The sequence below is a fragment of the Oceanibaculum indicum P24 genome, from assembly GCF_000299935.1.
Classification (GTDB): domain Bacteria; phylum Pseudomonadota; class Alphaproteobacteria; order Oceanibaculales; family Oceanibaculaceae; genus Oceanibaculum; species Oceanibaculum indicum.
Genome location: NZ_AMRL01000005.1, coordinates 80259 through 105959, shown reverse-complemented (window position 1 = coordinate 105959; position 25701 = coordinate 80259). Strand labels below are relative to the sequence as shown.

The 25701-nt window shown below is 66.1% G+C and carries 16 protein-coding genes and 1 tRNA gene; 11 read left to right on the top strand and 6 right to left on the bottom strand.

Going from position 1 to position 25701, the window contains the following annotated elements; translation table 11 throughout:
• Nucleotides 1–11 precede the first annotated feature (11 nt).
• A complete protein-coding gene (gene katG, locus P24_RS06035; protein WP_008943810.1) occupies nucleotides 12–2186 on the top strand; it encodes a catalase/peroxidase HPI in 2175 nt (724 codons plus the stop codon).
• Nucleotides 2187–2271: 85 nt separating this feature from the next.
• On the opposite strand, the gene P24_RS19100 is transcribed toward katG, so the two are convergent.
• From P24_RS19100 to P24_RS06005, 5 genes are all read right to left on the bottom strand, one after another.
• Nucleotides 2272–4218 carry a glycosyltransferase family 92 protein gene (locus tag P24_RS19100; RefSeq protein ID WP_008943809.1) on the bottom strand — a complete coding sequence of 649 codons (1947 nt, stop codon included), beginning with the start codon at nucleotides 4216–4218 and terminating at the stop codon, nucleotides 2272–2274.
• A gap of 29 nt (nucleotides 4219–4247) precedes the next feature.
• Nucleotides 4248–4323: transfer RNA gene (locus P24_RS06020), tRNA-Ile, on the bottom strand.
• Nucleotides 4324–4464: 141 nt separating this feature from the next.
• Entirely contained in the window at nucleotides 4465–6423 is a 1959-nt protein-coding gene (gene rpoD / locus P24_RS06015; protein ID WP_008943808.1) for an RNA polymerase sigma factor RpoD, read from the bottom strand.
• A 70-nt stretch (nucleotides 6424–6493) separates the two neighbouring features.
• Complete coding sequence (gene dnaG / locus P24_RS06010) at nucleotides 6494–8572, bottom strand: DNA primase (RefSeq protein ID WP_008943807.1); 2079 nt, start codon at nucleotides 8570–8572, stop codon at nucleotides 6494–6496.
• A gap of 168 nt (nucleotides 8573–8740) precedes the next feature.
• Entirely contained in the window at nucleotides 8741–9199 is a 459-nt protein-coding gene (locus P24_RS06005) for a GatB/YqeY domain-containing protein (RefSeq protein ID WP_040706731.1), read from the bottom strand.
• 226 nt (nucleotides 9200–9425) lie between these two features.
• Here P24_RS06005 and carA point away from each other — a divergent pair, with 226 nt between their 5' ends.
• From carA to msrP, 7 genes are all read left to right on the top strand, one after another.
• The gene (carA, locus tag P24_RS06000) at nucleotides 9426–10613 is read left to right on the top strand and encodes a glutamine-hydrolyzing carbamoyl-phosphate synthase small subunit (protein WP_008943805.1); all 1188 of its coding nucleotides are present in this window, start codon (nucleotides 9426–9428) and stop codon (nucleotides 10611–10613) included.
• A gap of 5 nt (nucleotides 10614–10618) precedes the next feature.
• Nucleotides 10619–13873 carry a carbamoyl-phosphate synthase large subunit gene (gene carB, locus P24_RS05995; protein WP_008943804.1) on the top strand — a complete coding sequence of 1085 codons (3255 nt, stop codon included), beginning with the start codon at nucleotides 10619–10621 and terminating at the stop codon, nucleotides 13871–13873.
• A 96-nt stretch (nucleotides 13874–13969) separates the two neighbouring features.
• On the top strand, nucleotides 13970–14443 hold the full coding sequence (gene greA / locus P24_RS05990; protein WP_008943803.1) for a transcription elongation factor GreA: 474 nt from the start codon (nucleotides 13970–13972) through the stop codon (nucleotides 14441–14443).
• A gap of 171 nt (nucleotides 14444–14614) precedes the next feature.
• Entirely contained in the window at nucleotides 14615–16954 is a 2340-nt protein-coding gene (locus tag P24_RS05985) for a xanthine dehydrogenase family protein molybdopterin-binding subunit (RefSeq protein ID WP_008943802.1), read from the top strand.
• Nucleotides 16951–17721, top strand: coding sequence for a 3'(2'),5'-bisphosphate nucleotidase CysQ (gene cysQ, locus P24_RS05980; protein ID WP_008943801.1), 771 nt, complete (start codon nucleotides 16951–16953; stop codon nucleotides 17719–17721). The genes P24_RS05985 and cysQ overlap by 4 nt, the downstream gene beginning before the upstream one ends.
• A 15-nt stretch (nucleotides 17722–17736) precedes the next feature.
• Nucleotides 17737–19086, top strand: coding sequence for an MFS transporter (locus P24_RS05975; RefSeq protein WP_008943800.1), 1350 nt, complete (start codon nucleotides 17737–17739; stop codon nucleotides 19084–19086).
• 134 nt (nucleotides 19087–19220) lie between these two features.
• Nucleotides 19221–20192, top strand: coding sequence for a protein-methionine-sulfoxide reductase catalytic subunit MsrP (msrP, locus tag P24_RS05970; protein ID WP_008943799.1), 972 nt, complete (start codon nucleotides 19221–19223; stop codon nucleotides 20190–20192).
• A 16-nt stretch (nucleotides 20193–20208) separates the two neighbouring features.
• Here the strand turns inward: msrP and parA are convergent, their stop codons facing one another.
• Nucleotides 20209–20847: a ParA family partition ATPase gene (gene parA / locus P24_RS05965; protein WP_008943798.1), complete on the bottom strand. Its 639-nt coding sequence runs from the start codon at nucleotides 20845–20847 to the stop codon at nucleotides 20209–20211.
• A 107-nt stretch (nucleotides 20848–20954) separates the two neighbouring features.
• On the opposite strand from parA, the gene P24_RS05960 reads away from it, so the two are divergent.
• From P24_RS05960 to P24_RS05950, 3 genes are all read left to right on the top strand, one after another.
• On the top strand, nucleotides 20955–21914 hold the full coding sequence (locus P24_RS05960; RefSeq protein WP_008943797.1) for an L-threonylcarbamoyladenylate synthase: 960 nt from the start codon (nucleotides 20955–20957) through the stop codon (nucleotides 21912–21914).
• Between the two features lie 286 nt (nucleotides 21915–22200).
• Nucleotides 22201–23634, top strand: coding sequence for an FAD-binding oxidoreductase (locus P24_RS05955; protein WP_008943796.1), 1434 nt, complete (start codon nucleotides 22201–22203; stop codon nucleotides 23632–23634).
• Nucleotides 23635–23840: 206 nt separating this feature from the next.
• Nucleotides 23841–25631, top strand: a complete 1791-nt coding sequence (locus P24_RS05950; RefSeq protein ID WP_008943795.1) for an acyl-CoA dehydrogenase — start codon at nucleotides 23841–23843, stop codon at nucleotides 25629–25631.
• Nucleotides 25632–25701: the final 70 nt, after the last annotated feature.

Genomic DNA, 25701 nt, shown 5'->3' with positions numbered 1-25701 from the left:
GGAGACGAACGATGAACGCACCAAGCAAGGGAGCCGCCGGCAAGTGTCCGGTCATGCATGGCGGTAACACCGCCACCAGCACCTCGGTCATGTCCTGGTGGCCGAACGCGCTGAACCTCGACATTCTTCACCAGCACGACAGCAAGACCAACCCGATGGGGAAGGGCTTCAACTACCGCGAGGAGCTGAAGAAGCTGGATGTCGCGGCGCTGAAGAAGGATCTGCACGCGCTGATGACCGACAGCCAGGACTGGTGGCCGGCCGACTGGGGCCATTATGGCGGCCTGATGATCCGCATGTCCTGGCACGCCGCCGGTTCCTACCGGCTGGCCGATGGTCGTGGCGGCGGCGGCACTGGCAACCAGCGCTTCGCGCCGCTGAATTCCTGGCCCGATAACGTCAATCTCGACAAGGCGCGGCGCCTGCTGTGGCCGATCAAGAAGAAGTACGGCAACAAGGTCAGCTGGGCCGACCTGATGGTCCTGGCCGGCACCATCGCCTATGAGTCGATGGGGCTGAAGACCTTCGGCTTCGGTTTCGGCCGCGAGGATATCTGGCACCCGGAGAAGGACGTCTATTGGGGTGCCGAGAAGGAATGGCTCGCCCCCAGCGATGGCCGCTATGACAGCGTCGATGATCCCTCGACGATGGAAAACCCGCTGGCCGCCGTGCAAATGGGCCTGATCTATGTGAACCCGGAAGGCGTGAACGGCCAACCGGACCCGCTGAAGACCGCCGGCCAGGTGCGCGAGACCTTCAAGCGCATGGCGATGAACGACGAGGAGACCGTGGCGCTGACAGCCGGTGGCCACACCGTCGGCAAGACCCATGGCAATGGCGATGCGGCACTGCTTGGCCCCGATCCGGAATCGGCCGGCCTTGAGGAGCAGGGCATGGGCTGGAACAACAAGACCACGCGGGGCATCGGCCGTAACACCGTAACCAGCGGCATCGAGGGCGCCTGGACCACCCACCCGACCAAGTGGGACAATGGCTACTTCCACCTGCTGCTGAACTATGAGTGGGAGCTGAAGAAGAGCCCGGCAGGCGCCTGGCAGTGGCAGCCGATCGATATCAAGCCGGAAGACATGCCGGTCGATGTCGAGGACCCCTCGATCCGCTGCATGCCGATCATGACCGATGCCGACATGGCGATGAAGATGGACCCGGCCTATCGGGCGATCTCGGAGCGGTTCGCGAAGGATTTCGACGCCTTCTCCGACGCCTTCGCCCGCGCCTGGTTCAAGCTGACCCACCGCGACATGGGCCCGAAGGTGCGCTATTTCGGCCCGGACGTGCCGCAGGAAGACCTAATCTGGCAGGACCCGGTTCCGGTCGGCCCCACCGGCTATGACGTTAAGGCGGTGAAGGCGAAGATCGCCGCCAGCGGCCTGACGGCCAGCGAGATGGTCGCCACCGCCTGGGACAGCGCGCGCACCTATCGCGGCTCCGATATGCGCGGCGGCACCGACGGTGCCCGCATCCGCCTGGCCCCGCAGAAGGACTGGGAAGGCAATGAGCCGGCCCGCCTGAAGAAGGTGCTGGGTGTGCTGGAGGGCATTGCCACCCAGAGCGGAGCCAGCGTGGCGGACGTGATCGTGCTGGCCGGCAATGTCGGCGTCGAGCAGGCCGCCAGGGCCGCCGGCTTCGACATCGAGGTGCCGTTCTCGCCCGGCCGCGGCGACGCGACCGACGAGATGACCGATGCCGAATCCTTCGAGCCGCTGGAGCCGATCCATGACGGCTACCGCAACTGGCTGAAGCAGGATTATGCCGTCAGTGCGGAGGAGCTGCTGCTCGACCGCACGCAGCTGATGGGCCTGACCGCCCATGAGATGACGGCCCTGATCGGCGGCATGCGCGTCATCGGCACCAACCATGGCGGCACGACGCACGGTGTCTTCACCGACCGCGCCGGGGCACTGACGACCGACTTCTTCGTGAACCTGACCGACATGGCCTACACCTGGAAGCCGGCGGGCAGGAACCTGTACGAGATCGTCGAGCGCAAGACCGGCAAGACGAAATGGACCGCGACCCGCGTCGATCTGGTGTTCGGTTCCAACTCGATCCTGCGGGCCTATGCCGAGGTCTATGCCCAGGATGACGGTAAGGAGAAGTTCGTGAAGGACTTCGTTGCCGCCTGGACCAAGATGATGAACGCCGGCCGCTTCGACATCGCCTAAGCGACGCCATCCCTCTCATCCGGGAAGCCGGCCGCCATACCCTTGGCGGCCGGTTTTCTTTTGCGCTGACCGAACGCCGAAAAGATCAGAGACGACGCGCGAAAATAATGTCCTGATAGCTAAGGCTTTCATCGACGCGCGGCACCCAGTCGCCAGGCGCCACCCGGTCCAGCGTCAGGCCGGCCTCTTCCAGCATCGCCATGACGATATCCTCCCGGAAGGCGATGGCCACTTCGGGACAGTCCTCGGAATGCGCCCAGAACCGGTCCGTCCGATAGGGCAGTTCCAGCCGGGGCGTACCGGCCTCCAGTGCGGCACGGCTTTCCGAATCCAGCAGGAAGAAGGTCGCCATCAGGCGGCCGCCCGGGGTCAGCACACGTCGGATTTCAGCCAGATAGGCCCGGATATCCGCCTCCCGCATATGGGTGAAGACCGAGGCCAGGAAGACGAAATCGAACGCCCCATCCGCGAAGGGGAGCCGGTAGTCGGCTGCCGATACCGCCCCGCTGGGGTTATAGGCGTCGTTCCGGATATCGGCATGGTGGAAGCGGAAGTTCGGGTAGGCCGGGGTGATGTGGGTGGCGCACCAGTCCACATGCGGCTTGTGAATCTCCACCCCGTCATAGCGGCCGGCGGCGTCCATATACTCGCTCAGCGCATGGGCGATGCGGCCGACGCCGCAGCCGACCTCCAGCACCCTGTCCGTCGGCAGGAGACCGCCCTGCTGCACCAGCACATCGCGGATCGACCGGCCGACCGCCTGGTAATTGTCGCTGCCGCCGACAAGCTGTACCAGTTCCTCGGGCGGCAAGGGCAGTGACGGCTTCTCCCGCCACGCCTCGATGGCGGCGCCGGCATGCACCGCGATCAGCTTTTCCAGCCGGCCCATCTCTTCCAGCACGGCAGGCCGGAACCGGAGGATCGCCGCATCCTCCACCTCGTTGCGGTCATGCAGCTCGAACTCGCGGTCAGAGCGCACCCGCGCCGGCATGTCGAGCGCGAGATCGGCCCGGCCGCGCCGGCGCTTCGCGTCCCATTCCGCCCGCGACTTGGTCATGTAATGGTTGACCTGGATCAGGTCCGTGCTGGCCTCCGGATGCTGTCCGCCCCGTCCCAGCGGGATCGCGCGGCGATGCTCGTCCACCGTCACCCCATCCACCAGATGGTGCAGATGGATGATCGGCCGCTTCAGATAATCGGCCCGCACGATGCTCTTCACATGCCGGTTGATCGGATGCGCTGGCGGGGCGCACCGCCGGAACCTGTCCATCACCAGGCCGGGCTCCCGGCTTTCCGCGCCGGAGGAGCCGAACAGCCGCCAGCCGACCCCGAGGGCCGGTACATCGGGATAGAGCCGCAGGAACTCCGGCAGGGAGGCGGCCTCCCTCGGCACCAGGAATTCGTCGAGATCGATGAAGGCGATCCATTCCGTCACGTCGCGCAGGCGGAACATGGCGCCCATATAGGCGGCGGCCTGACGGTTTTCCGGGAAAGCGGCGGAGGGCCAGGGCAGCAGGTCGATGATGCCGGCTGCCCTCAGCGACGAGAGCATCCTAAGGCTGCCATCCGTGCTTTCATTGTCGAAGATCAGGAAATGATCCACCCCGACCGCCCGGTGATAGGCGATCCATTCCAGCAGGTACGGCCCTTCGTTTCGGACGATGGCGCAGATTGTCAGATAATGCGGCTTCGGGCGTTCCCGCACCGCCATGCCCGGAACCACGGACCGGGCCTCGTCCGCCAGAAACGCCTGCTGAGCGGGGCCAATGGGCACGCCCAGCGATGGAATAAGGGCCGAAACAGTATGAACCTTGTTGTCCAGCAGGGATGCCGGCAGACGGAACTGGAAGGCGTGCCGGCCATCGCCGATGCCGGCATCGCGCAGATCCGGCCGGAAGATATCGGCGATACAGTTGCCGATGCTGACGCCGTCGAGCTGGATATCGACGCTGACCGGCTGGTCCGGCGCCTGCGGATTCCAGGCCCAGCCATACACCAGCCCCAGTTCCACCGCGTCGAGACAGCCGTGCATACGGTTCCTTCGGACAGTCCGGGGAAAGATGGTGGGCCCGGCAGGATTCGAACCTGCGACAACGCCGTTATGAGCGGCGGGTTCTAACCGCTGAACTACAGGCCCGTTAGGTGGCAGACGCCGTGTCCGGCTTTATCCCGCATGGGACAGGCGCCGTCAACCGAGGCGCGCATTCCGCCCGCGCCAAAGAGAAACCCGCCGGCGGAAAGTACGGCGGGTCTCTTTATCCATGACGGAAGCAGCGTCTCAGGTATCGAGGAAGCTGCGCAGCTTGCGGCTGCGGCTGGGGTGCTTCAGCTTGCGCAGCGCCTTTGCCTCGATCTGGCGGATACGTTCGCGCGTCACCGAGAATTGCTGGCCAACCTCTTCCAGCGTGTGGTCGGTGTTCATGCCGATGCCGAAGCGCATGCGCAGCACACGCTCCTCGCGCGGCGTCAGGCTGGACAGCACGCGCGTGGTGGTCTCGCGCAGGTTCGCCTGGATCGCCGCATCCACCGGCAGGATGGCGTTCTTGTCCTCGATGAAGTCGCCCAGATGGCTGTCTTCCTCGTCGCCGATGGGGGTTTCGAGGGAGATCGGCTCCTTGGCGATCTTCAGCACCTTGCGCACCTTCTCCAGCGGCATGGCCAGCTTCTCGGCCAGCTCCTCCGGGGTCGGTTCGCGGCCGATCTCGTGCAGCATCTGGCGGCTGGTACGCACCAGCTTGTTGATCGTCTCGATCATGTGCACCGGGATGCGGATGGTGCGCGCCTGATCGGCGATGGAACGGGTGATCGCCTGCCGGATCCACCAGGTGGCGTAGGTCGAGAACTTGTAGCCGCGGCGATATTCGAACTTATCGACCGCCTTCATCAGGCCGATATTGCCCTCCTGGATCAGGTCCAGGAACTGCAGGCCGCGGTTGGTGTATTTCTTGGCGATGGAGATGACGAGGCGCAGGTTGGCCTCGACCATCTCCTTCTTCGCCCGGCTCGCCTCACGCTCACCCTTCTGGACGGTCTGCACGATGCGGCGGAACTCGCCGATCGGCAGAGCCGCTTCCGAGGAGATATCGGCGACCAGCTGGCGCAGCTTGCGCACCTCTTCTTCCTGGGTGGTCAGGAACTTGTCCCAGGCCTTGGAGCGGCCGGCCAGCGTCTCCAGCCAGTTCGGGTCCAGCTCGTTGCCGAAATAGGCCTTCAGAAAGTCCGGGCGCTTCACGCCGGCCGTCTCGGCCAGACGCAGGATGCGCCCCTCCAGCCCGGTCAGGCGGCGGTTCAGCTCGTAAATCTGCTCCATCAGCGCTTCGATCCGGCTGTTGTTCAGCCGGATCTTGTTCATCATCTCTACCAGCTCGGAGCGCTGCTGTTCGTATTTGGCCTCCGACTGCTTGGTCAGCGCCTCGCCCTTCTGGATCTTCAGCAGGCGGCGCTCCTGCAGCTTCTGCAGCTTGCCATAGGATTCGGCAATCTGGTCGAGCTGCTCCAGCACCATCGGCTTCAGCTCGGCTTCCATCGCCGAGAGCGACATGGTGTTGTCGTCCTCGTCGCCTTCCTCGGCCTCTTCCGACTCGCCTTCCGGCTGATTTTCCTTGGCCTCGGCGGGCGCCGCTTCCTCGTCGCCCTCGCCGTCGCCCTCCGCCTCCTCGGCATCGGGACCGGCGCCATAGGTCGCGTCCAGATCGATGATGTCACGCAGCAGGATACGGCCATCCAGCAGCGCATCGCGCCAGGCCAGGATGGCATCGAAGGTCAGCGGGCTTTCGCAGATGCCGCCGATCATCGCCTCGCGGCCGGCCTCGATCCGCTTGGCGATGGCGATCTCGCCCTCGCGCGACAGCAGCTCGACCGAGCCCATCTCACGCAAATACATGCGCACCGGGTCGTCGGTGCGGCCGATATCGTCATCGTCGATATTGCCGCCCTTCACGACATCTTCGTCGTCATCGCCGGCGGCACCGCGATCCTCGCGCTCTTCCTTGTCCTCATCATCGATGACGTTCACGCCCATCTCGGAGAGCTGGGTCATGATGTCCTCGATCTGCTCCGACGACATCTGGTCAGACGGCAGCGCGGCATTCAGCTCGTCATAGGTGATATAGCCGCGCTCCTTACCCTTCTGGATAAGGCGCTTCACAGCGGCACCGATATTGTCGATCAGCGGCGCATCATTCTGATCGTCGCGGGAATCGTCCTTATCGTCGGTCGTCGCCGGTTTGGTTGCCATTCGCTACTGCCCTCTCGATAAACATATGCGGAACGGACACCCCCCAGCATCCGCCGCATCATTCCCACAACTAAGACTGCTGACCGGACCCGCGTCCGCCGTTTCGCGATCCCGCACTCACGTCGGCAAAAGCCTGATCACCGAAATCCGGGCCGGTGACGAGTTCCTGCAAGGCTTGCCTCAGCGACTCCATGCGCGTCCAGTTTTCCTCGGTCATCTCGCCGGCGAGGGCCGCCTGGGCCTCCGCCAACTGTGCTTCAAGTTCGGCTTGCGCGGATGCCCGCGACAGCAGTTCCTGAAGCACGCTTCGCGCCCTGTCGGCAGAAGCCGAGGCGCCAATGAAACGGGCCGTCTCCTCGACCTCGGGCGACCGCAGCCGCTCCAGGGCCGTGGAATAACCCTGCGCAATTAGGTGGCTCTCGACATGCGGAACGTCAAGGTCGGAAACGCTAGCGGGGACGTGTAGAATCTCCTCCCGCAACCTGTCAAGCTCGGCATCCGCGAAGGGCAGCAGCGAGACGGCCTCCGAAAACTCGTCGATCAGCGCCGGATGATTGATCAGCGCGGCGAGCAAAATCTGCTCGGACCGGCGCGAGCGCAGGGCGAAGGCGAAGCGCCGGCTGCCGGTGCGCTCGATATGCTTCGCCGCCAGATCGGCCTGGGTTTCCGGCTCCCGCCGGCGGGCGCGCGGATTGTACTTGCCGCCCGGCCGGTCGCGCCAGCCGCGCCGGTAGCCCTGTAGATGGCCATCCTCATAGCCATCGCCATAGCCCTGGCGGTAGCCGCCAAGATCGGCATCGCCAGCGGGCCGCGCCCCAGCGGCCGGAGTCGGCGCCGCCTCCCCCATCAGCCCGGCCAGCGCCGGATAGGCCTCGTCCATCTGCCGCAGCAGGGCTGCGCGGTAGAAGCCCTGCACCGTGCGGTCGGCGATCTTCGCCGCATGCTCCTCCAGCGTCTGGCGCAGCAGGGCCAGTTGTTCCGGCGTCTCGTTCTGCAGCTTCGCCTGCTCGATCCGCCACAGCGCCGTGACCATCGGCGCGGCCTCGTCGATCAGCCGGCGCATCGCGGCGGAGCCCTGCTTGCGGATCAGGCTGTCAGGGTCTTCCTTGGCCGGCAGGGTGACGAAACGCAGGGAATAGCCCGGCTTCAGCAGCGGCAGGGCGCGTTCGGCCGCGCGCGCGGCCGCGCGCTGGCCGGCGGAATCGCCGTCGAAGCACAGCACCGGCTCCGGCGCCAGCTTCCAGAGCTGGAGAATCTGCTCCTCGGTCAGGGCGGTACCCAGCGGCGCCACGGCGTAATCGAAACCGCCCATGGCGAGGCCGATCACATCCATATAGCCTTCGGTGACCAGCACGCTGCCGGCCTTGCCCGCCGCCTCGCGTGCCTGGGCCAGGCCATAGAGCACCCGCCCCTTGTGGAACAGCGGGGTTTCCGGCGAGTTCAGATATTTCGGCTGTCCGTCGCCCATGACGCGGCCGCCGAAGCCGATGACTCGGCCGCGCCGGTCGGTGATCGGGAAGATGACGCGATCGCGGAAATAATCGATGGCGCCGCGCGCCCGCTCGCCCGGCCGATCAGAAGCTTCCTCCGCCGGCTTGTGCAGCCCGCCCTCGATAATCAGCGCTTCCTCGAAGCCCTCGGCGACCAGATGCGCCTTCAGCGCGCTGCGCTCGTTCGGCGCATAGCCCAGGCGGAAGCGTTTCAGCGTCGCCTCGTCGAGGCCGCGCCCCTTCAGATATTCCATCGCCTGCTTGCCGACCGGCAGGCGCAGATTGCGCTCGTACCAGCGGCAGGCCGCCTCCATCATCTCTTCCAGCGTGCGGCGCTTCTGGTCGCGCGCGCGCTCCTCCGGGTGCTGGACCGGCACCTGCAGGCCGGCCATCTGGGCCAGCTTCTCGATGGCTTCCGGGAAGCTCAGCGCCTCGGTGTTCATGGCGAAGGTGATGACATCGCCATGCGCCCCGCAGCCGAAGCAATGGTAGAATCCCTTGTCGTCATTGACGGTGAAGGACGGCGTCTTTTCGTTATGGAACGGACACAGACCCTGGAATTCCCGGCCCTTGCGCTGCAGGCGCACGCGCCGGCCAACGATCTCCGACACGGCCAGCCGGTCGCGCAGTTCGTTCAGGAATTCGGGCGGAAAAGACATCTAATCCCAGCGGTTCGTCAAAGCGGTTCGTCGTCGTTCAGCGACACCGTGCCAAGATGCGGGCGCCATCATACGCCGATTCGGCCGATGTGCGAGTCACTATAAGCCACGAAAAGACGAAGCCCCCGGACCGGCCGGGGGCTTCAGCGCAAGAACAGATATGTGCGGTCAGGCCGTCAGATGGCCACGCACCATGCCGGACGCCTTGCCGAAATCCATCTGGCCCGGATAGTTCTGCTTCAGGAAGGCCATGACCTTGCCCATGTCCTTCACGCCGGCAGGCTGGACATCGCTGATCGCCTTCTCGACCACCTTGGTCAGCTCCGACTCGTCGAGCTGACGCGGCAGGAACTTCTGGATGATCTCGATTTCGCCGCGCTCCTGCTCGGCCAGCTCGCAGCGGCCGCCGCGCTCATACATCTCGATCGAGTCATGGCGCTGCTTCACCATGCTCTGCAGCATCTGCTGAATCTCGGCCTCGTCGATGCCATCCGCGTTGCCACGGCCCCGCGCGCAAATGTCGCGGTCCTTGAGGGCCGCCAGGATGAGCCGCAGGGTGGACACGGCGCGCACGTCACGCGCCTTCATCGCTTCTTTAAGCGATTCGTTAAGTCGTTGGCGAAGCATTAAGTTCCTCGCATTCAGGGGCGAAGTCATGCGACGGTAATGCAAAACTGCGTCCCGCGCAAATTGATAAAAATTACCAACTCATTGGTTTTGTTGAGAAAATTTTATTTCTCAACACTTGACGGCGGCACGCGATTTGCTTATCACTCCGGCAATTTGCCCGCCGCTGCCATTCGTGCGCCCGCAACTCCTGCGGTGCGCGGGCGCTCGATATAGGATAGGCCCGATGCCAAATCAATATGGTTTCAACGTCCCGCCCCGGCCAGAGGGGGCGACGGCGGCGCTGGTGCTCGCCGACGGGACGGTATTCTGGGGATATGGACTGGGGGCCGCCACGACGAAGGTGGGCGAGGTCTGCTTCAACACCTCGATGACGGGCTATCAGGAGATCCTGACCGACCCGTCCTATGCCGGCCAGATCATCACCTTCACCTTCCCGCATATCGGCAATGTCGGCGCCAACGATGCCGATATCGAGACGATCACCCCGCCGGCACGCGGGCTGGTACTGCGCGCGCCGGTGACCGACCCGTCGAACTACCGCGCCACGCGGCATCTGGACGACTGGCTGAAGAGCCACGACCTACCGGGCATCAGCGGCATCGACACCCGCAAGCTGACCCGCCGCATCCGCGACCAGGGCGCGCCGAACGGCGCCCTGTGCCACGCGCCCGACGGCAATCTGGATATTGCCGAGCTGCACCGGCTGGCCGCCGAATGGCCGGGGCTGGAGGGCATGGACCTGGCCAAGGAAGTCTCCTGCCGGCAGACCTACAAATGGGAGGAGACCCGCTGGGCCTTTGCCGACGGAGAGCGCCCGGAAGGCTATGGCACGCTCAACAGCCCGAAGAAGCGCGTCGTCGCCATCGATTACGGCGCCAAGCGCAACATCCTGCGCTGCCTGGCGAGCGCCGGCTGCGAGGTCACGGTGGTGCCCGCAACCTCCACCCTTGAAGATATATTGCGCCACGAGCCGGACGGCGTGTTCCTGGCCAATGGCCCGGGCGACCCGGCAGCGACCGGCGACTATGCCGTGCCGGTGATCCGCGAACTGGTCGAGCGCGACATGCCGGTCTTCGGCATCTGCCTCGGCCACCAGATGCTGGCGCTGGCGATGGGCGGCAAGACCGGCAAGATGGAACGCGGCCATCGCGGCGCCAACCATCCGGTGCGCGACAACGAGACTGGCAAGGTGGAGATCACCAGCCAGAATCACGGCTTCGTGGTGCTGCCCGACACGCTGCCCGACAATGTCGAGGTCACCCATGTCTCGCTGTTCGACGGCACGGTCGAGGGGCTGAAGGTCAGGGGCAAGCCGGTCTTCTCCGTCCAGCATCACCCGGAAGCCAGTCCCGGCCCGCACGACAGCCACTATTTGTTCACCCGCTTCGTTGACATGATGGATCGGAAGTAAAGAGAATGCCGAAACGTACAGACATCTCCTCGATCCTGATCATCGGCGCCGGGCCCATCGTCATCGGCCAGGCCTGCGAGTTCGACTATTCAGGCACCCAGGCCTGCAAGGCGCTGAAGGATGAGGGCTACCGCGTCATCCTGGTGAACTCCAACCCGGCCACGATCATGACCGATCCGGGCCTGGCGGATGCGACCTATATCGAGCCGATCACACCGGCCATCGTCGCCAAGATCATCGAGAAGGAGCGCCCGGACGCGCTGCTGCCGACCATGGGCGGCCAAACCGCGCTGAACACGGCGCGCGATCTTGCCCGCGACGGCACGCTGGAGAAATTCGGCGTGGAGCTGATCGGCGCCGATCTGGAAGCCATCGAGAAGGCGGAGGACCGCCAGCTGTTCCGCGAGGCGATGGACCGCATCGGCGTGCCCTCGCCCAAGAGCAGCCTGATCAAGTCGATGGAAGCGGCCGACGCGGCGCTGGCCGATGTCGGCCTGCCGGCGATCATCCGCCCCTCCTTCACGCTGGGCGGCCAGGGTGGCGGCATCGCCTACAACCGCGAGGAGTTCGAGCAGATCGTCCAGCAGGGCCTGCGGCTGTCGCCGGTCCATGAGGTGCTGATCGAGGAATCGGTGCTGGGCTGGAAAGAATTCGAGATGGAGGTGGTCCGCGACCGCGCGGACAATTGCATCATCGTCTGCTCCATCGAGAATATCGATCCGATGGGGGTGCATACCGGCGATTCCATCACCGTCGCCCCGGCCCTGACGCTGACCGACAAGGAATACCAGCGCATGCGCGATGCCTCCATCGCCTGCCTGCGCGAGATCGGCGTGGATACCGGCGGCTCCAACGTACAGTTCGCGGTGAACCCCGAGGATGGCAGGCTGGTTGTCATTGAGATGAACCCGCGCGTCAGCCGGTCCTCCGCGCTGGCCTCCAAGGCGACCGGTTTCCCCATCGCCAAGGTCGCGGCCAAGCTGGCCGTCGGCTACACGCTGGACGAGCTGGACAACGACATTACCGGCGTGACCCCGGCCTCCTTCGAGCCGACCATCGACTATGTCGTCACCAAGATGCCGCGCTTCACCTTCGAGAAGTTCCCCGGTTCGGAGGCGATCCTCAGCACCTCCATGAAGTCGGTCGGCGAGGCGATGGCCATCGGCCGCACCTTCCAGGAAAGCCTGCAGAAGGCGCTGCGCTCCATGGAAACCGGCCTGACCGGCCTGAACGAGGTGGAGATTCCGGGCGCCGAGGGTGACCAGGTGGACCGTGCCGCCATTGTCGCGGCGCTGACGAAATCGACGCCGGACCGGCTGCTGCGCACCGCCCAGGCCCTGCGCCTCGGCCTCACGGTCGAGGAGATTTACGACGCCTGCGCTATCGACCCGTGGTTCCTGCGGCAGATCGAGGAGATCGTGGCCGCCGAGGCGGAAGTCCGCAAATCCGGCCTGCCGGAGAACAAGCAGGGGCTGCACCGGCTGAAGCAGATGGGCTTCTCCGACGCGCGCCTGTCGGAGCTTGCCGGCCTGTCGGAGGATGAGGTTGCCGCGCGCCGGCGCATCCTCGACATCCATCCGGTCTATAAGCGCATCGACACCTGCGCCGCCGAGTTCGCCAGCCGCACGCCCTATATGTACTCGACTTACGAGGGCAACGGGCTGGAGCCGGCGGAGTGCGAGTCCGAGCCGAGCGACCGCAAGAAGATCATCATCCTGGGTGGCGGGCCGAACCGCATCGGCCAGGGCATCGAGTTCGACTATTGCTGCGTCCATGCCGCCTTCGCCCTGTCGGAGGCCGGCTTCGAGACCATCATGGTCAACTGCAACCCGGAAACCGTCTCCACCGACTACGACACGTCGGACCGGCTGTATTTCGAGCCGCTGACGGCCGAAGACGTGATCGCGCTGGTGCGCCGCGAGCAGACCAACGGCACCGTGCTGGGCGCCATCGTGCAGTTCGGCGGCCAGACCCCGCTGAAGCTGGCGGCGGCGCTGGAAGCGGCGAAGATTCCGATCCTCGGCACCTCGCCCGATGCCATCGACCTGGCGGAGGACCGCAAGCGCTTCCAGCAGCTGCTGAAGCAGCTGGGCCTGCGCCAGCCCGCCAACGACACCGCCTTCTCAGCCGAAGAGGCGGAGAAGATCGCGGTGGAGATCGGCTTCCCCGTCGTCATCCGCCCGTCCTATGTGCTGGGCGGCCGGGCGATGGAGATCGTGCACGATGTCAGCCAGCTGCGCCGCTACATGCGCGACGCGGTGAAGGTATCCGGCAAGAATCCGGTACTGATCGACGATTTCCTCAGCCACGCGACCGAGGTTGACGTGGACGCGCTGGCCGATGGCGACGACGTGCATGTCGCCGGCATCATGGAGCATATCGAGGAGGCGGGCATCCATTCCGGCGACAGCGCGTGTTCCCTGCCGCCGATCACGCTGCCGGTCGATATCGTCGAGGAAATCCGCACCCAGACCCGGCTTCTGGCCCAGGGGCTGAAGGTGGTCGGGCTGATGAATGTGCAGTTTGCGGTGAAGGGCCGGGACATCTACATCCTTGAGGTGAACCCGCGCGCCAGCCGCACCGTGCCCTTCGTCGCCAAGGCGACCGGCGTGCCCATCGCCAAGATCGCCTCGCGCGTCATGGCGGGCGAGAAGCTGGCCGGCTTCAACCTGTCCACCCGGCCGCTGAAGCATGTAGCGGTGAAGGAGGCTGTATTCCCCTTCGCCCGCTTCCCCGGCGTCGATCTGATCCTGGGCCCGGAGATGAAATCGACCGGCGAGGTGATGGGCATCGACATGGATTTCGGCCTTGCCTTCGCGAAGTCGCAGCTGGCCGCCGGCGTGGAGCTGCCGCAGTCCGGCACGGTCTTCATTTCGGTGAAGGACGACGACAAGCCGCTGGCCACGATTCTTGCCAAGAAGCTGGTCTCCTTCGGCTTCAAGATCATCGCCACCAGCGGCACCGCCAACCACTTCAAGCAGGAAGGGCTGACGGTTGATCGGGTGAAGAAGGTGCTGGAGGGACGCCCGCACATCGTGGACAACATGCTGAGCGGCCATGTCGATCTGGTGTTCAACTCGACCGAGGGTGCCCAGGCCATCGCCGACAGTTTCAGCTTGCGCCGCACCGCGCTGACCCACAATATTCCTTATTACACGACCGTGGAGGGTGCGAGAGCAGCCGTACAAGCCATCGAAGCCCTGCGGTCGGGGCGGATTGAAGTGGCACCGCTGCAATCCTATGTTACCGGTTCGTTCTAGGTTCTGACCCTGTCGGGACCGGGCGGTAAATATTGACCGCGCGGGCATTTCGGTTTTGCCCCGCGCTTTACTTTTTTGCTTACGGGATGAGGGGACATGGAAAAGATCCCGACGACCGCGGAAGGCTATGAACGTCTCGTGGCGGAACTGAAGACGCTGAAATCGGTGGAACGGCCGGCGGTGATCCGCGCCATCGCCGAGGCGCGCGAACATGGCGATCTTTCCGAGAATGCCGAGTACGCCGCCGCGCGCGAACGCCAGAGCTTCATCGAAGGCCGCGTGCTGGAGCTGGAGGACAAGATCTCGCGGGCCGAGATCATCGATCCCTCGAAGCTGTCCGACGACAAGGTGACCTTCGGCACCACCGTCACGCTGGCGGACGAGGATACCGACGAGGAGACCACCTATACGCTCGTCGGTGCCGAGGAGAGCGACGTTTCCGCTGGCCGCCTGTCGATCCAGGCCCCGCTGGCCCGCGCCATCATCGGCAAGTCGGTCGGCGACACCATCGAGGTGACGACGCCGCGCGGCTCAAAATCCTACGAGGTCGTGAAGATCGAGGTGCGGTAAACCGCATGCTCTGACTGTTTCGGGAAAGGCCGCTTCGTGCGGCCTTTTTCATGGCGGGGTTTGACGGTCCCGTCCGCTTGCCTATTATCGCTTCAGTTCCACCCAGTCGGGCCGGCGTCAGCGCCGTGTTCCTCCAGCCAGTTACCGCGTAGAAAGCCAGGGAGTATCCAGATGGGTCAGTTCGGGATCGGCCAGCCGATGACGCGCAAGGAAGACCAGCGCTTCATCACCGGGACGGGGCGCTACACTGACGATATCCGCCTGCCCGGCGAGGCGCACGGCTTCGTGCTGCGCGCGCCCTTCGCCCATGCCAATTTCACGATTGGCGACCTGTCCGCCGCGAAGGCCGCCCCCGGTGTGCTGGCGGTTCTGACCGGCGAGGATGTCGCGAAGGACGGCATCGGCGACATTCCCTGCCGGGTGCCGATCAAGAATATCGACGGCTCGATGAGCATCCTGCCGCCCTTTCCGATCCTGGCGCAGGGCACGGTGCGGCATGTCGGCGACGCGGTCGCCTTCATCGTCGCCGAGACGGTGGAGCAGGCGCAGGACGCAAGCGAGCTGATCGAGGTCGAGTATGACGAGCTGCCGGCCATCGCCGACACCGGCCGCGCCACCGCGCCGGATTCGCCGCTGGTCTGGCCGCAGGCGAAGAATAACCTCTGCTTCGACTGGGAGATGGGCGACGGCAAGGCCGCCGAGGCGAACGCCGCCAAGGCCCATCACATCACCCGCATCCGGCTGGTGAACAACCGGCTGGTGGTGAACTCCATGGAGCCGCGCAACGCCATCGGCACCTATGATGCGGCGAAGGACAGCTACGAGCTGTACACCACCTCCCAGGGCTCGCACACGCTGCGCGGCCTGCTGGCGGAGAACATCTTCAAGGTGGCGCCGGAGAATATCCGCGTCGTCACGCCGGATGTCGGCGGCGGCTTCGGCATGAAGCTGTTCCTCTACCGCGAACATGCGCTGACCATGTATGCGGCGAAGAAGATCGGCCGCCCGGTGCGCTGGGTCGCCTCGCGCTCCGACGGGTTCGTCAGCGACACCCAGGGCCGCGACCATGTGACGGAGGCCGCCCTGGCGATGGACAAGGACGGCAATTTCCTGGCGCTGCAGGTGAACATTACTGCCAATCTGGGCGCCTACCTGTCGAACTTCTCGACCTATGTGCCGACCATGGCCGGCTCCAACATGTATCAGGGGCTCTACAAGACGCCTGCCGTGCATGTGCATGTGCAGGGCGTGTTCACCAACACCGTGCCAGTGGATGCCTATCGCGGCGCCGGCCGGCCGGAAGCGGCCTATCTGGTCGAGCGGCTGGTGGACAAGGCGGCACGCGAAATGGGCCTCAGCCCCGACGAAATCCGCCGGCGCAACTTCATCCCGCCGGAGGCGATGCCCTACAGCACAGCCCTGGGCGACGTCTATGACAGCGGCGAATTCACCGCCCATATGGAGCTGGCGATGCAGAAGGCCGGCTGGGACGGCATAGCGTCCCGCAAGGCCGAGGCGCGCAAGCGCGGCAAGCTGCGCGGCATCGGCATGTCCACCTATGTCGAGGCATGCGGCGGCGGCTCCGACGAGACCGCGACCGTCAGCGTGAACGAGGATGGCGGCGCGACCGTGCTGATCGGCACCCAGTCGAACGGCCAGGGCCACGAAACCGCCTATGCGCAGATCGTCTCCGAACATCTCGGCCTGCCGCTGGACCGGATCACGGTGAAGCAGGGCGACACGGCGGAGATCGCCACAGGGCGCGGTACCGGCGGCTCGCGCTCCGTGCCGGTCGGCGGTGCGGCGCTGGACGGCGCCTCGCTGAAGCTGAAGGAAAAGGCACAGAAGCTGGCGGCCCATCTGCTGGAAGCCGCCGAGGCGGACATCGAGTTCGAGGATGCGGTCTTCACCATCGCCGGCACCGACCGCCGCATGACGCTGGCCGAGGTCGCCACCGCCGCCAGCGACCCGGCGAAGCTGCCCGAAGGCATGGAGCCGGGCCTGAAGGTCGAGAATGCCTGGAAGCCGCCGGCAGCCACCTTCCCCAACGGCACCCATATCTGCGAACTGGACATCGATGCCGACACCGGAACGGTTGAGTTCGTGAAATACACGGTGGTTGACGATTTCGGGAAGATCATCAACCCGCTGCTGCTGGCCGGCCAGGTGCATGGCGGCGTGGCGCAGGGCATCGGCCAGGCGCTGTACGAACACACCATCTATGACGGCGATACCGGGCAGCTGGTCACCGGCTCCTTCATGGATTACTGCATGCCGCGCGCCGACCAGATTCCCTTCGTCGATTTCGACATGCACAACGTGCCCTGCACCACCAACGCGCTGGGCATCAAGGGCTGCGGCGAGGCGGGCGCCATCGGCGCGCCGCCGGCGGTCATCAACGCCCTTGTGGACGCGCTGCAGGAGTATGGCGTCGATCACATCGACATGCCGGCCACCGCGCCGGTGATCTGGCAGAAAATCCAGTCCGGTAGCGCCAAGGCCGCGGCGTGAGCGCGCCGGACCTCGCCGCCCTGCTGGGGCCGGTGAAGCAGATCGCACGGGAAGCCGGGGAGGTCATCCTCGGCTTCTACCGCGACGGATTCAGCGTCGAGGGCAAGGCGGACGGCTCCCCCGTCACTGCCGCCGACCGCGCAGCCGACGACCTGATCGTCGCCTGCCTGCGCGAGATCGCCCCGGACATCCCCATCGTCTCCGAGGAATCGCACGCTGATGGCGCGCGGCCGGATGTCTCCGGCGGGCGCTTCTGGCTGGTCGATCCGCTGGACGGCACCAAGGAGTTCGTGAACCGCAATGGCGAGTTCACCGTCAATATCGGCCTGATCGACAAGGGCGTGCCGGTGCTGGGCGTGATCCTGGTGCCGGTCACCGGCAGGCTCTACTGGGGTGCCATCGGTCTTGGCGCCGGGCTGGAGACGGAGGCGGGCAGCCATGCGATCACGGCGCGCAAGGCTCCCCAAGATGGGCTTACGGTCGCCGCCAGCCGGTCCCATAGAAATCCGGCGCTGGAAACCTATCTTGCTACCGTTCCGATGAAGGACCAGAAGGTTGCCGGCAGTTCGCTGAAATTCTGCCTGGTGGCCGAGGGCGAGGCCGATCTGTACCCCCGCACCGGGCCGACATCGGAATGGGATACGGCGGCTGGCCACGCCATCGTGCTGGCTGCCGGGGGGCATGTGGAGACCATGGACGGCGCGCCGCTGGCCTATGGCAAGCCTGGCTTCCTCAATCCCGAGTTCGTCGTCAGGGGGAAGAACTAGGAACACGGCATTCCGATGAGCGAGGCAGTTGCCGGCCCGGCCGGCTCACCCAGCACACTCGACCGCGCCTATGAATTTCTGAGTGGCGACGATGCGGCGGACCGCAGCTGCGCCGCGATTCCCGACAGCGCCTGCACGGCGCTGCCGCGCAATTACCTGCTGAATGTCGCGAACGGCGCCTGTACCAAACTGGCCGAACAGCTCGCCAGCCCCGGTCTCGTGCTGCCCTGGGTGATTGGTGCGCTGGGCGCGCCGGCCTTCCTGGTCGGGCTGCTGCAGCCGGTAAAGCAGGCCGGCTCTCTGCTGCCGCAACTGGCCGCCGCCGGTGCCATCCGCCGACTGGCCCGCCGAAAATGGGCCTGGGTCACTGCCGGCATCACGCAGGCATTCTGCCTGCTGCTGATGATCCCCGCCGCCCTCCTGCTGCCACCGATGGCCGCCGGTATCACCATCGTCGCCTTGCTGGCGCTGTTCTCCGCCGCCAGCGGTGTCGGCTCCGTCGCCTTTCAGGACGTGACCGGCAAGACCGTGCCGAAGGGCCGCCGGGGCCGCATGCTGGCCAACCGCGCCGCCATTGGCGGGGCGCTGACGCTGGCTGCCGGCATCGGCCTGCGCTGGGGGCTGGAGGGCGAGGCTGAGAGCCTGTTCCCCTATCTGATGCTGATCGGCGCGGCGGCGATCCTGTGGGCGCTGGGCGCGCTGTGCTTCGCCGCCATCGCGGAAGAGGAAGGGGCGAAGGAAGGCGGGCAAACGCCGCTCGATTCCTTCCGCGAGGGGTTGCATCTGATGCGCGACAAGCCCGGTTTCCGCAAATTCCTGCTGGCCCGCAACCTGCTGCTGTCAGTCGAGCTGGCGATGCCGGTCTATGCGCTGCACGCCCAGCGCACCGTCGGCGAGGGGCTGGGCGGGCTTGGCCTGTTCGTCATCGCGGTCGGTATTGCCGCCATCATCTCCAGCCCGTTCTGGGGCCTGTTCGCCGACCGGTCGAGCCGCCTGGTCATGGCCCTGAGCGGCCTGGTGGCCACGCTGGCTGCCTTTCTGGCGCTGGCCTTGCCGCATCTGGGCGATGCCTATCAGACGCCGGCGGCCTATGCGCTGGTGTTCGTCATCATCGGTATCGCCGAGGCCGGGGTGCGGCTGGGCCGCAAGACCTATCTGGTGGATGGCGCGCCCGCCGACCAGAAGGGCCTCTATGCCGCCTTCAGCAATACGGCGACCGGCGCGCTGACGGTGATCGCCGGGGCGGTCGGCGCCTCAGTGCTGGCGCTGGGCGTGGACAAGGCGATCCTGCTGCTGGGCGTCCTCGGCGTCATCTCTGCGCTGGCCTGCGCGCGGCTGCCGGAAGCTGACCGGATGGCGGCCTGAACCTTTCGTGAGCCTTTCGGGGGCCTTCCGTGGGCTTCGCAGGTCACGCAGCGCTCACCGTCTGGTGATTTGCCCTCCCGGCAGCACGGGCTATCTTGGTTTCCGACAGTGCCGCGAAAGCAGGAGACGGAACCATGCTGATCAAACGCAAGAAGGGCTGGGAGCTGCCGGAATCGGCGGCAACGCCGGAAGCCCTGTTCCGCGACCGCCGCCGGCTGATGAAGGGTCTCGCCGCCGGCTCCATCCTCGCCGCCATGCCGGGGCTGACCGCCTGCGGCAGCGAGGCTGCGCCGATGAAGGACCCGTCCGCCTCGCTCTATCCTGCCATGCGCAATCTGCGCTACCGCGTGGACCGCGAGATGACGGCGGAGGAGCTGGCCACCACCTACAACAATTATTACGAGTTCGGCTCGCACAAGAATATCTGGCGCGCGGCGCAGAGCCTGCCGATCCGCCCCTGGACCGTGACGCTGGACGGCATGGTGGAAAAGGAACAGCAGATCGCCATCGACGATCTGCTGGCGATGGTGAAGCTGGAGGAACGCGTCTATCGCTTCCGCTGCGTCGAGGCCTGGGCGATGACCGTGCCCTGGACCGGCTTTCCGATGCGTCGGCTGGTGGAGATCGCCAGGCCGCTGTCGGGTGCGAAATATGTGCGGATGGAGACCTTCAAGGACCCGTCCATCGCGCCCGGCCAGAAGCAGAGCTGGTACCCCTGGCCCTATGTCGAGGGGCTGACCATGGCCGAGGCCACCAACGAGCTGACGCTGATGGCGACCGGCATCTATGGCCAGCCGATTCCGGCGCAGAATGGCGCGCCGATCCGCCTGATCACACCGTGGAAATACGGCTTCAAGCAGCTGAAATCCATCGTCCGCTTCACCTTCACGGATGAGCGTCCCAAGGGTTTCTGGGAGGAAATCCAGGGCCGCGAATATGGCTTCTGGGCGAATGTGAACCCGGAAGTGCCGCATCCGCGCTGGAGCCAGGCCACCGAGCGGCTGCTGGGCCCGGACACCCGCGTGCCGACCCTGCTCTATAACGGCTATGCCGATTTCGTGGCCGATATGTACAAGGGGATGGAGGGCGAGCGGCTGTTCATGTAGCCCCCGCCTGAAGACCCTAGTTCTTGGCGGCCTTGTAGATTTCCTTGGCCAGCGCGGCGATTTCCCGACCGGCAACGCTGGACGGTGCCGTCTCCGCAATGCCCTTGCCGTCCAGCAGGGCCGCCGCCAGCGCCACCCGGTTGCCCAGCCGCGTCTTTGCCAGCTTCACGCCCAGCTTCGCCGCCGCCTGTTCCATGACATCGGCCAGGTTGGCGCGCGGCGGCACCCGGTTCAGCACCAGCAGCACATCGGTCTTTTCCTGCCTGGCGAGGTCGAGCGTGGCCTGCGTCGCCCACAGATCCATCGGGCTGGGCTGTACCGGCACCACCACCAGGTCGGCGACTCGCACCGCGACGCGTGCCTCTGTCTCGGCGTGCGGCGGGCTGTCGATCACCAGCACGTCGAACTGCTTCTTCAGCTTGTCCACCTCGCCGGCGACGCGCCAGCCGGTCAGCGCGCGGATATCCGGCTGCTCCGGCGCATCGGGCAGCGCACGGCGGATATCCGCCCAGGCGGTGATGCTGGCCTGCGGGTCGATATCGAGCAGCGCCACGCTGCGCCCGGCCTTCGCCCAGGCCACCGCCAGATGGGCGGCGAGCGTGGTCTTGCCGGCCCCGCCCTTCTGCTGCGCGATGGTGATGATGCGTGCGCTCATGGCCTTCTCCCGCTGGCTGTCGAGTGTGCTCATGTTGCACTGCAAAGCAGCGGATAACAAGGCGCGCTCTTGACGCCGCCGCCGCCCTGCGCCATGGCTTCGCGGCCATGACAGAAGCTGTGCGCATCCTGCCCGCGACCGACGCCGCCATCGACGAGGCGGCTGCACTGCTGCGCGCGGGCCAGCTGGTCGCCTTCCCGACCGAGACGGTCTATGGGCTGGGCGGCGATGCGACCGACGACCGCGCGGTGGCCGCCATCTTCGCCGCCAAGGGCCGGCCCAGCTTCAACCCGCTGATCTCGCACCTGCCCGATGTGGCCCACGCGCGGGAACTGGCGCTGTTCACACCGCTCGCGGAAAAGCTGGCCGCCGCCTTCTGGCCGGGGCCGCTGACCATGGTGCTGAAGCGCCGGCCGGACTGCCCGGTCTCGCATCTGGCCTGCGCCGGTCTTGATACCATCGCCTTGCGCGTGCCGGCCCATCCGGTGGCAAAGCGGCTGCTGGAAGCCACTGGCCGCCCGGTGGTCGCGCCCAGCGCCAACCCGTCGGGCCGGGTCAGCCCGACCAGTGCCGAGCATGTCGCCGAGGGGCTGGCGGGCCGGCTGGCGCTGGTGCTGGATGGCGGACCCTGCGCCATCGGCCTCGAATCCACCGTGGTCGATGCAACCGGTGACCGGCCCGTGCTGCTGCGCCCCGGCGGGGTGACGCTGGAAGCGCTGGAGCAGGTGGCCGGTCCCGTCATTACCCCCGAAAGCGATCCTGACGCGCCGACCTCTCCCGGCCAGCTTGCCAGCCATTACGCCCCTGCCCTGCCGGTACGGCTGAACGCGGCCGATGTGCGGCCCGGCGAGGCGCTGCTGGCCTTCGGCCCGGCGCTGCCAGGGGCTGCCATCACGCTGAATCTGAGCGAGACTGGCAACCTCGAAGAGGCCGCCGCCAATTTGTTCGCCCTGCTGCGGGCACTGGACCGACCGGGGCTGGCCGGCATCGCCGTCATGCCGGTACATGAGGCCGGCCTCGGCCTTGCCATCAACGACCGCCTGCGCCGCGCGGCAGCCCCGCGATAGCCCCCTTTTTTCTCCCCCCTCAAGATACCCCCCCTCCCTGACCCTCCCCCGCAAGAGGGGAGGGAACTAAGGATGCTGCCTCTCTTCTCCCTCCCCCTCGACGGGGGAGGGTTGGGGTGGGGGTGACCAACGGAGTGAGAATATGCAGCAACGGCAGCCGGTCGGGGGGCGCGAATGACCTATGCCGCCCCAACGGCCCCTCCCCGCGCTGAGCGGCCTTGTTCCTGCCAAACTGGCGGGTAACATGGGACCAGAGGAAAACGCGACCCCAAGGGAGTTGACCGCCATGAAGGCGCTGGCCGAAACCGTCATCGACGACACGCTGCAACGCATCCGCGCGCTGGTCGGCGACAAGGGCTACATCACCGCCGCCGACGCGATGGAGCCGCATCTGGTGGAATGGCGCGGGCTGTGGCGCGGCCAGGCGCGCGCCGTGGTGAAGCCGGCGGACACGGCGGAAGTGGCCGAGGTGGTGAAGCTGTGCGCCGAGGCCGGCATCCCCATCGTGCCGCAGGGCGGCAACACCTCGCTGGTCGGCGGCTCCGTCCCCTATGAGGATTTCGACGGCATCATCCTGTCGCTCGCCCGCATGAACCGCGTGCGCGCCATCGACCGCATGAACTACACCATGACCGTGGAGGCCGGCTGCGTGCTGGCCGATTTGCAGCGCATCGCGGAAGAGAATGACCGCTTCTTTCCGCTCAGCCTCGCCGCCGAGGGCAGCTGCATGATCGGCGGCAACCTCTCCACCAATGCCGGCGGGGTGAATGTGCTGCGCTACGGCAACACGCGAGAGCTGGTGCTGGGGCTGGAGGTTGCGCTACCCGACGGCACGGTATGGGAAGGGCTGCGCGGGTTGCGCAAGGACAATACCGGCTACGATCTGAAGCATCTGTTCGTCGGCGCCGAGGGCACGCTGGGCATCGTCACCGCGGCGGTGCTGAAACTGTTCCCGAAGCCGACACGGCGCGAGACGGCGATGGTCGCGATTTCCGGCCCGGACGCCGCCATCGAGCTGCTGGCCCGCGCCCGCGCCGCCAGCGCCGACGGTGTGACCAGCTTCGAGCTGATGCCGCGCATCTGCTTCGACTTCGTGCTGGCGCACATCGCCGATACGGTCGATCCGCTGCCGCAGCGTTACGACTGGCATGTGCTGCTGGAACTCAGCTCGACTTCGCCGGAGGATGACGGCCTCGCCGAAAAGCTGCAGAACCTGCTGGAAAAGGCGGCGGAGGATGGCCTCGTGTTGGACGCCGCCATCGCGCAGAACCAGGCGCAGGCGAACGCCATGTGGAAGCTGCGCGAGACCGTCTCCGAGGCGCAGAAGCCGGAGGGGGCGTCGATCAAGCACGATGTCTCGGTGCCGGTCAGCCGCGTGCCGGAATTCCTGCGCCGCGCCGACGAGGCGGTTGCGAAGGCGGTGCCCGGCATCCGCGTGGTCGGCTTCGGCCATGTCGGCGACGGCAACATCCACTACAATTTGTCGGTGCCGAAGGGCGGCGACAATCAGGCCTTCCTGGCGCGCTGGGAGGAGATCAACGAGATCGTCCACGACATCGTGCACGATATGGGCGGCAGCATCTCCGCCGAGCACGGCCTCGGCCGGCTGAAGCGCGAGGAGATCACCCGCTACAAGAGCCAGACCGAGATGGAGCTGATGCGCAAGATCAAGGGCCTGATCGACCCCAAGGGCATCATGAACCCCGGCAAGGTGCTGTAGGCCACCACCCACTCCGACCGTCACCCCCGCACTTGTTGCGGGGGTCCAGGCGTCAACCTGCTGGATCATTGGTCGAGTGAGCTGAACCCTGGATTCCCGGCACCCAGTGGGCTTGGGGCCGGGAATGACAGGTGCGGTGCTGCATTGACAATCCCGCCGGCTTGCCCGTCAGATGACGCAAAACAGCCGTCAGGGAGTCCCGCCGCATGACCGCCTATTCAGCGCCCTTGAAGGACATGGCGTTCGTCCTGAACCGCGTGCTCGACCTGAAGGGGGTATCCTCCCTGCCGGGCTATGAGGCGGCGGAGCCGGCGCTGGTCGAACAGGTGCTGGAGGAGGCCAACAAGCTGGCGCGCGATGTGCTTGCGCCGCTGAACGCGCCGGGCGACCGGGCGGGCAGCCGGATCGAGAATGGCGTGGTGCGCACGCCCGACGGCTTCAAGGCGGCCTATGGCCAGTTCACGCAAGGCGGCTGGAACGGCGTGCCCTTCGATCCCGATTATGGCGGGCAAGGCCTGCCCTGGCTGGTGCAGCAGGCGCTGGCGGAGATGTGGCAGTCGGCCAACATGTCCTTCGGCCTGTGCCCGCTGCTGACACAGGGCGCTATCGAACTGCTGCACGCCCACGGCACGGCGGAGCAGAAATCGCTCTACCTGCCACGCATGATCGCGGGCGACTGGACCGGCACGATGAATCTGACCGAGCCGCAGGCCGGCTCCGATGTCGGGGCGGTGAAGACCCGTGCGGTGCCGGAAGGGAGCCATTACCGGATCACCGGCCAGAAGATCTACATCACCTATGGCGACCATGACTGGACGGAAAATGTCATCCACATGGTGCTGGCCCGCCTGCCCGATGCGCCGGAGGGCACCAAGGGCATCAGCCTGTTCCTGGTGCCGAAATTCCTGGTGAACCCGGATGGCAGCCTGGGGGAGCGCAACGACCTCCGTCCCGTCTCGCTGGAACACAAGCTGGGCATCAATGCCAGCCCGACCTGCGTGATGGCCTATGGCGATAATGGCGGGGCCATCGGCTATCTGGTCGGCGGCGAGAATCGTGGCATGGAATGCATGTTCACCATGATGAACAATGCCCGCCTCGCGGTCGGCACGCAGGGCCTGTCCATCGCCGAGCGCGCCTACCAGCAGGCGCTCGATTACGCGAAGACCCGCATCCAGTCGCGCGATGCCAATGGCTCCGCTGGCCCTGTGGCCATCATCCGGCATCCCGATGTGCGGCGCATGCTGATGGGCATGAAATCAGGCATCGAGGCAATGCGCGGCCTGTCCTACCTCGCCGCCTGGGCGCTGGATCATTCCAAGCGGAACCCCGAAAACGCACAGCGCGCCCGCGCGCAGCGGCTGATCGACCTGCTGACGCCCATCGTGAAGGGCTGGTGCACCGACCTTGGCATCGAGATCGCCTCGACCGGCGTGCAGGTGCATGGCGGTATGGGCTTCATCGAGGAGACCGGGGCGGCGCAGCATTACCGCGATGCGCGCATCCTGCCGATCTATGAGGGCACCAACGGCATCCAGGCGAACGACCTTGTCGGCCGCAAGATCGTGCGCGACGAGGCCGCCTCGATGCATGAGCTGATCGCCGAGATGGCCGGCACGCTCGATGTGCTGCGGCAACAGCCGGGCGATGACATGGAGGTGGTTGCCCGCGCGCTGGAGGATGGCATCGACGCGCTGGAACTCGCCACCGGCTGGCTGATGGCGACCTTCCCGGAGGACCGTTCGCTGGCGCTGGCAGGGGCCGCCTATTACCTGAAGCTCAGCGGCATCGTCATCGGCGGCTGGATGGTGGCGCGCGGCGCGCTGGCGGCGCTCGACGGGCTGTCGTCCGGCGGCGAGGATGCGTCCTTCCTCGAGGCCAAGCTGGTCACCGCACGCTTCTATGCCGAACATTATCTGCCGCAGGCGACCGGCCTGCTGGCCGCCATGGTCGAGGGTGGCCGCAGCACGCTGGCGCTCGACGAGGGGCAGTTTTAGGGGGAGTTTCCCCCTCACCCGGCTCGCTATCGCTCACCACCCTCTCCCGCAAGGGGAGAGGGTTTTCTGG

Bases quoted from the DNA above. Each gene is read 5' to 3' on its own strand.
- katG (WP_008943810.1), top strand. From the start codon at position 12: ATGAACGCACCAAGCAAGGGAGCCGCCGGCAAGTGTCCGGTCATGCAT.
- P24_RS19100 (WP_008943809.1), bottom strand. From the start codon at position 4,218: ATGCACGGCTGTCTCGACGCGGTGGAACTGGGGCTGGTGTATGGCTGG.
- rpoD (WP_008943808.1), bottom strand. From the start codon at position 6,423: ATGGCAACCAAACCGGCGACGACCGACGATAAGGACGATTCCCGCGAC.
- dnaG (WP_008943807.1), bottom strand. From the start codon at position 8,572: ATGTCTTTTCCGCCCGAATTCCTGAACGAACTGCGCGACCGGCTGGCC.
- P24_RS06005 (WP_040706731.1), bottom strand. From the start codon at position 9,199: ATGCTTCGCCAACGACTTAACGAATCGCTTAAAGAAGCGATGAAGGCG.
- carA (WP_008943805.1), top strand. From the start codon at position 9,426: ATGCCAAATCAATATGGTTTCAACGTCCCGCCCCGGCCAGAGGGGGCG.
- carB (WP_008943804.1), top strand. From the start codon at position 10,619: ATGCCGAAACGTACAGACATCTCCTCGATCCTGATCATCGGCGCCGGG.
- greA (WP_008943803.1), top strand. From the start codon at position 13,970: ATGGAAAAGATCCCGACGACCGCGGAAGGCTATGAACGTCTCGTGGCG.
- P24_RS05985 (WP_008943802.1), top strand. From the start codon at position 14,615: ATGGGTCAGTTCGGGATCGGCCAGCCGATGACGCGCAAGGAAGACCAG.
- P24_RS05975 (WP_008943800.1), top strand. From the start codon at position 17,737: ATGAGCGAGGCAGTTGCCGGCCCGGCCGGCTCACCCAGCACACTCGAC.
- msrP (WP_008943799.1), top strand. From the start codon at position 19,221: ATGCTGATCAAACGCAAGAAGGGCTGGGAGCTGCCGGAATCGGCGGCA.
- parA (WP_008943798.1), bottom strand. From the start codon at position 20,847: ATGAGCGCACGCATCATCACCATCGCGCAGCAGAAGGGCGGGGCCGGC.
- P24_RS05960 (WP_008943797.1), top strand. From the start codon at position 20,955: ATGACAGAAGCTGTGCGCATCCTGCCCGCGACCGACGCCGCCATCGAC.
- P24_RS05955 (WP_008943796.1), top strand. From the start codon at position 22,201: ATGAAGGCGCTGGCCGAAACCGTCATCGACGACACGCTGCAACGCATC.
- P24_RS05950 (WP_008943795.1), top strand. From the start codon at position 23,841: ATGACCGCCTATTCAGCGCCCTTGAAGGACATGGCGTTCGTCCTGAAC.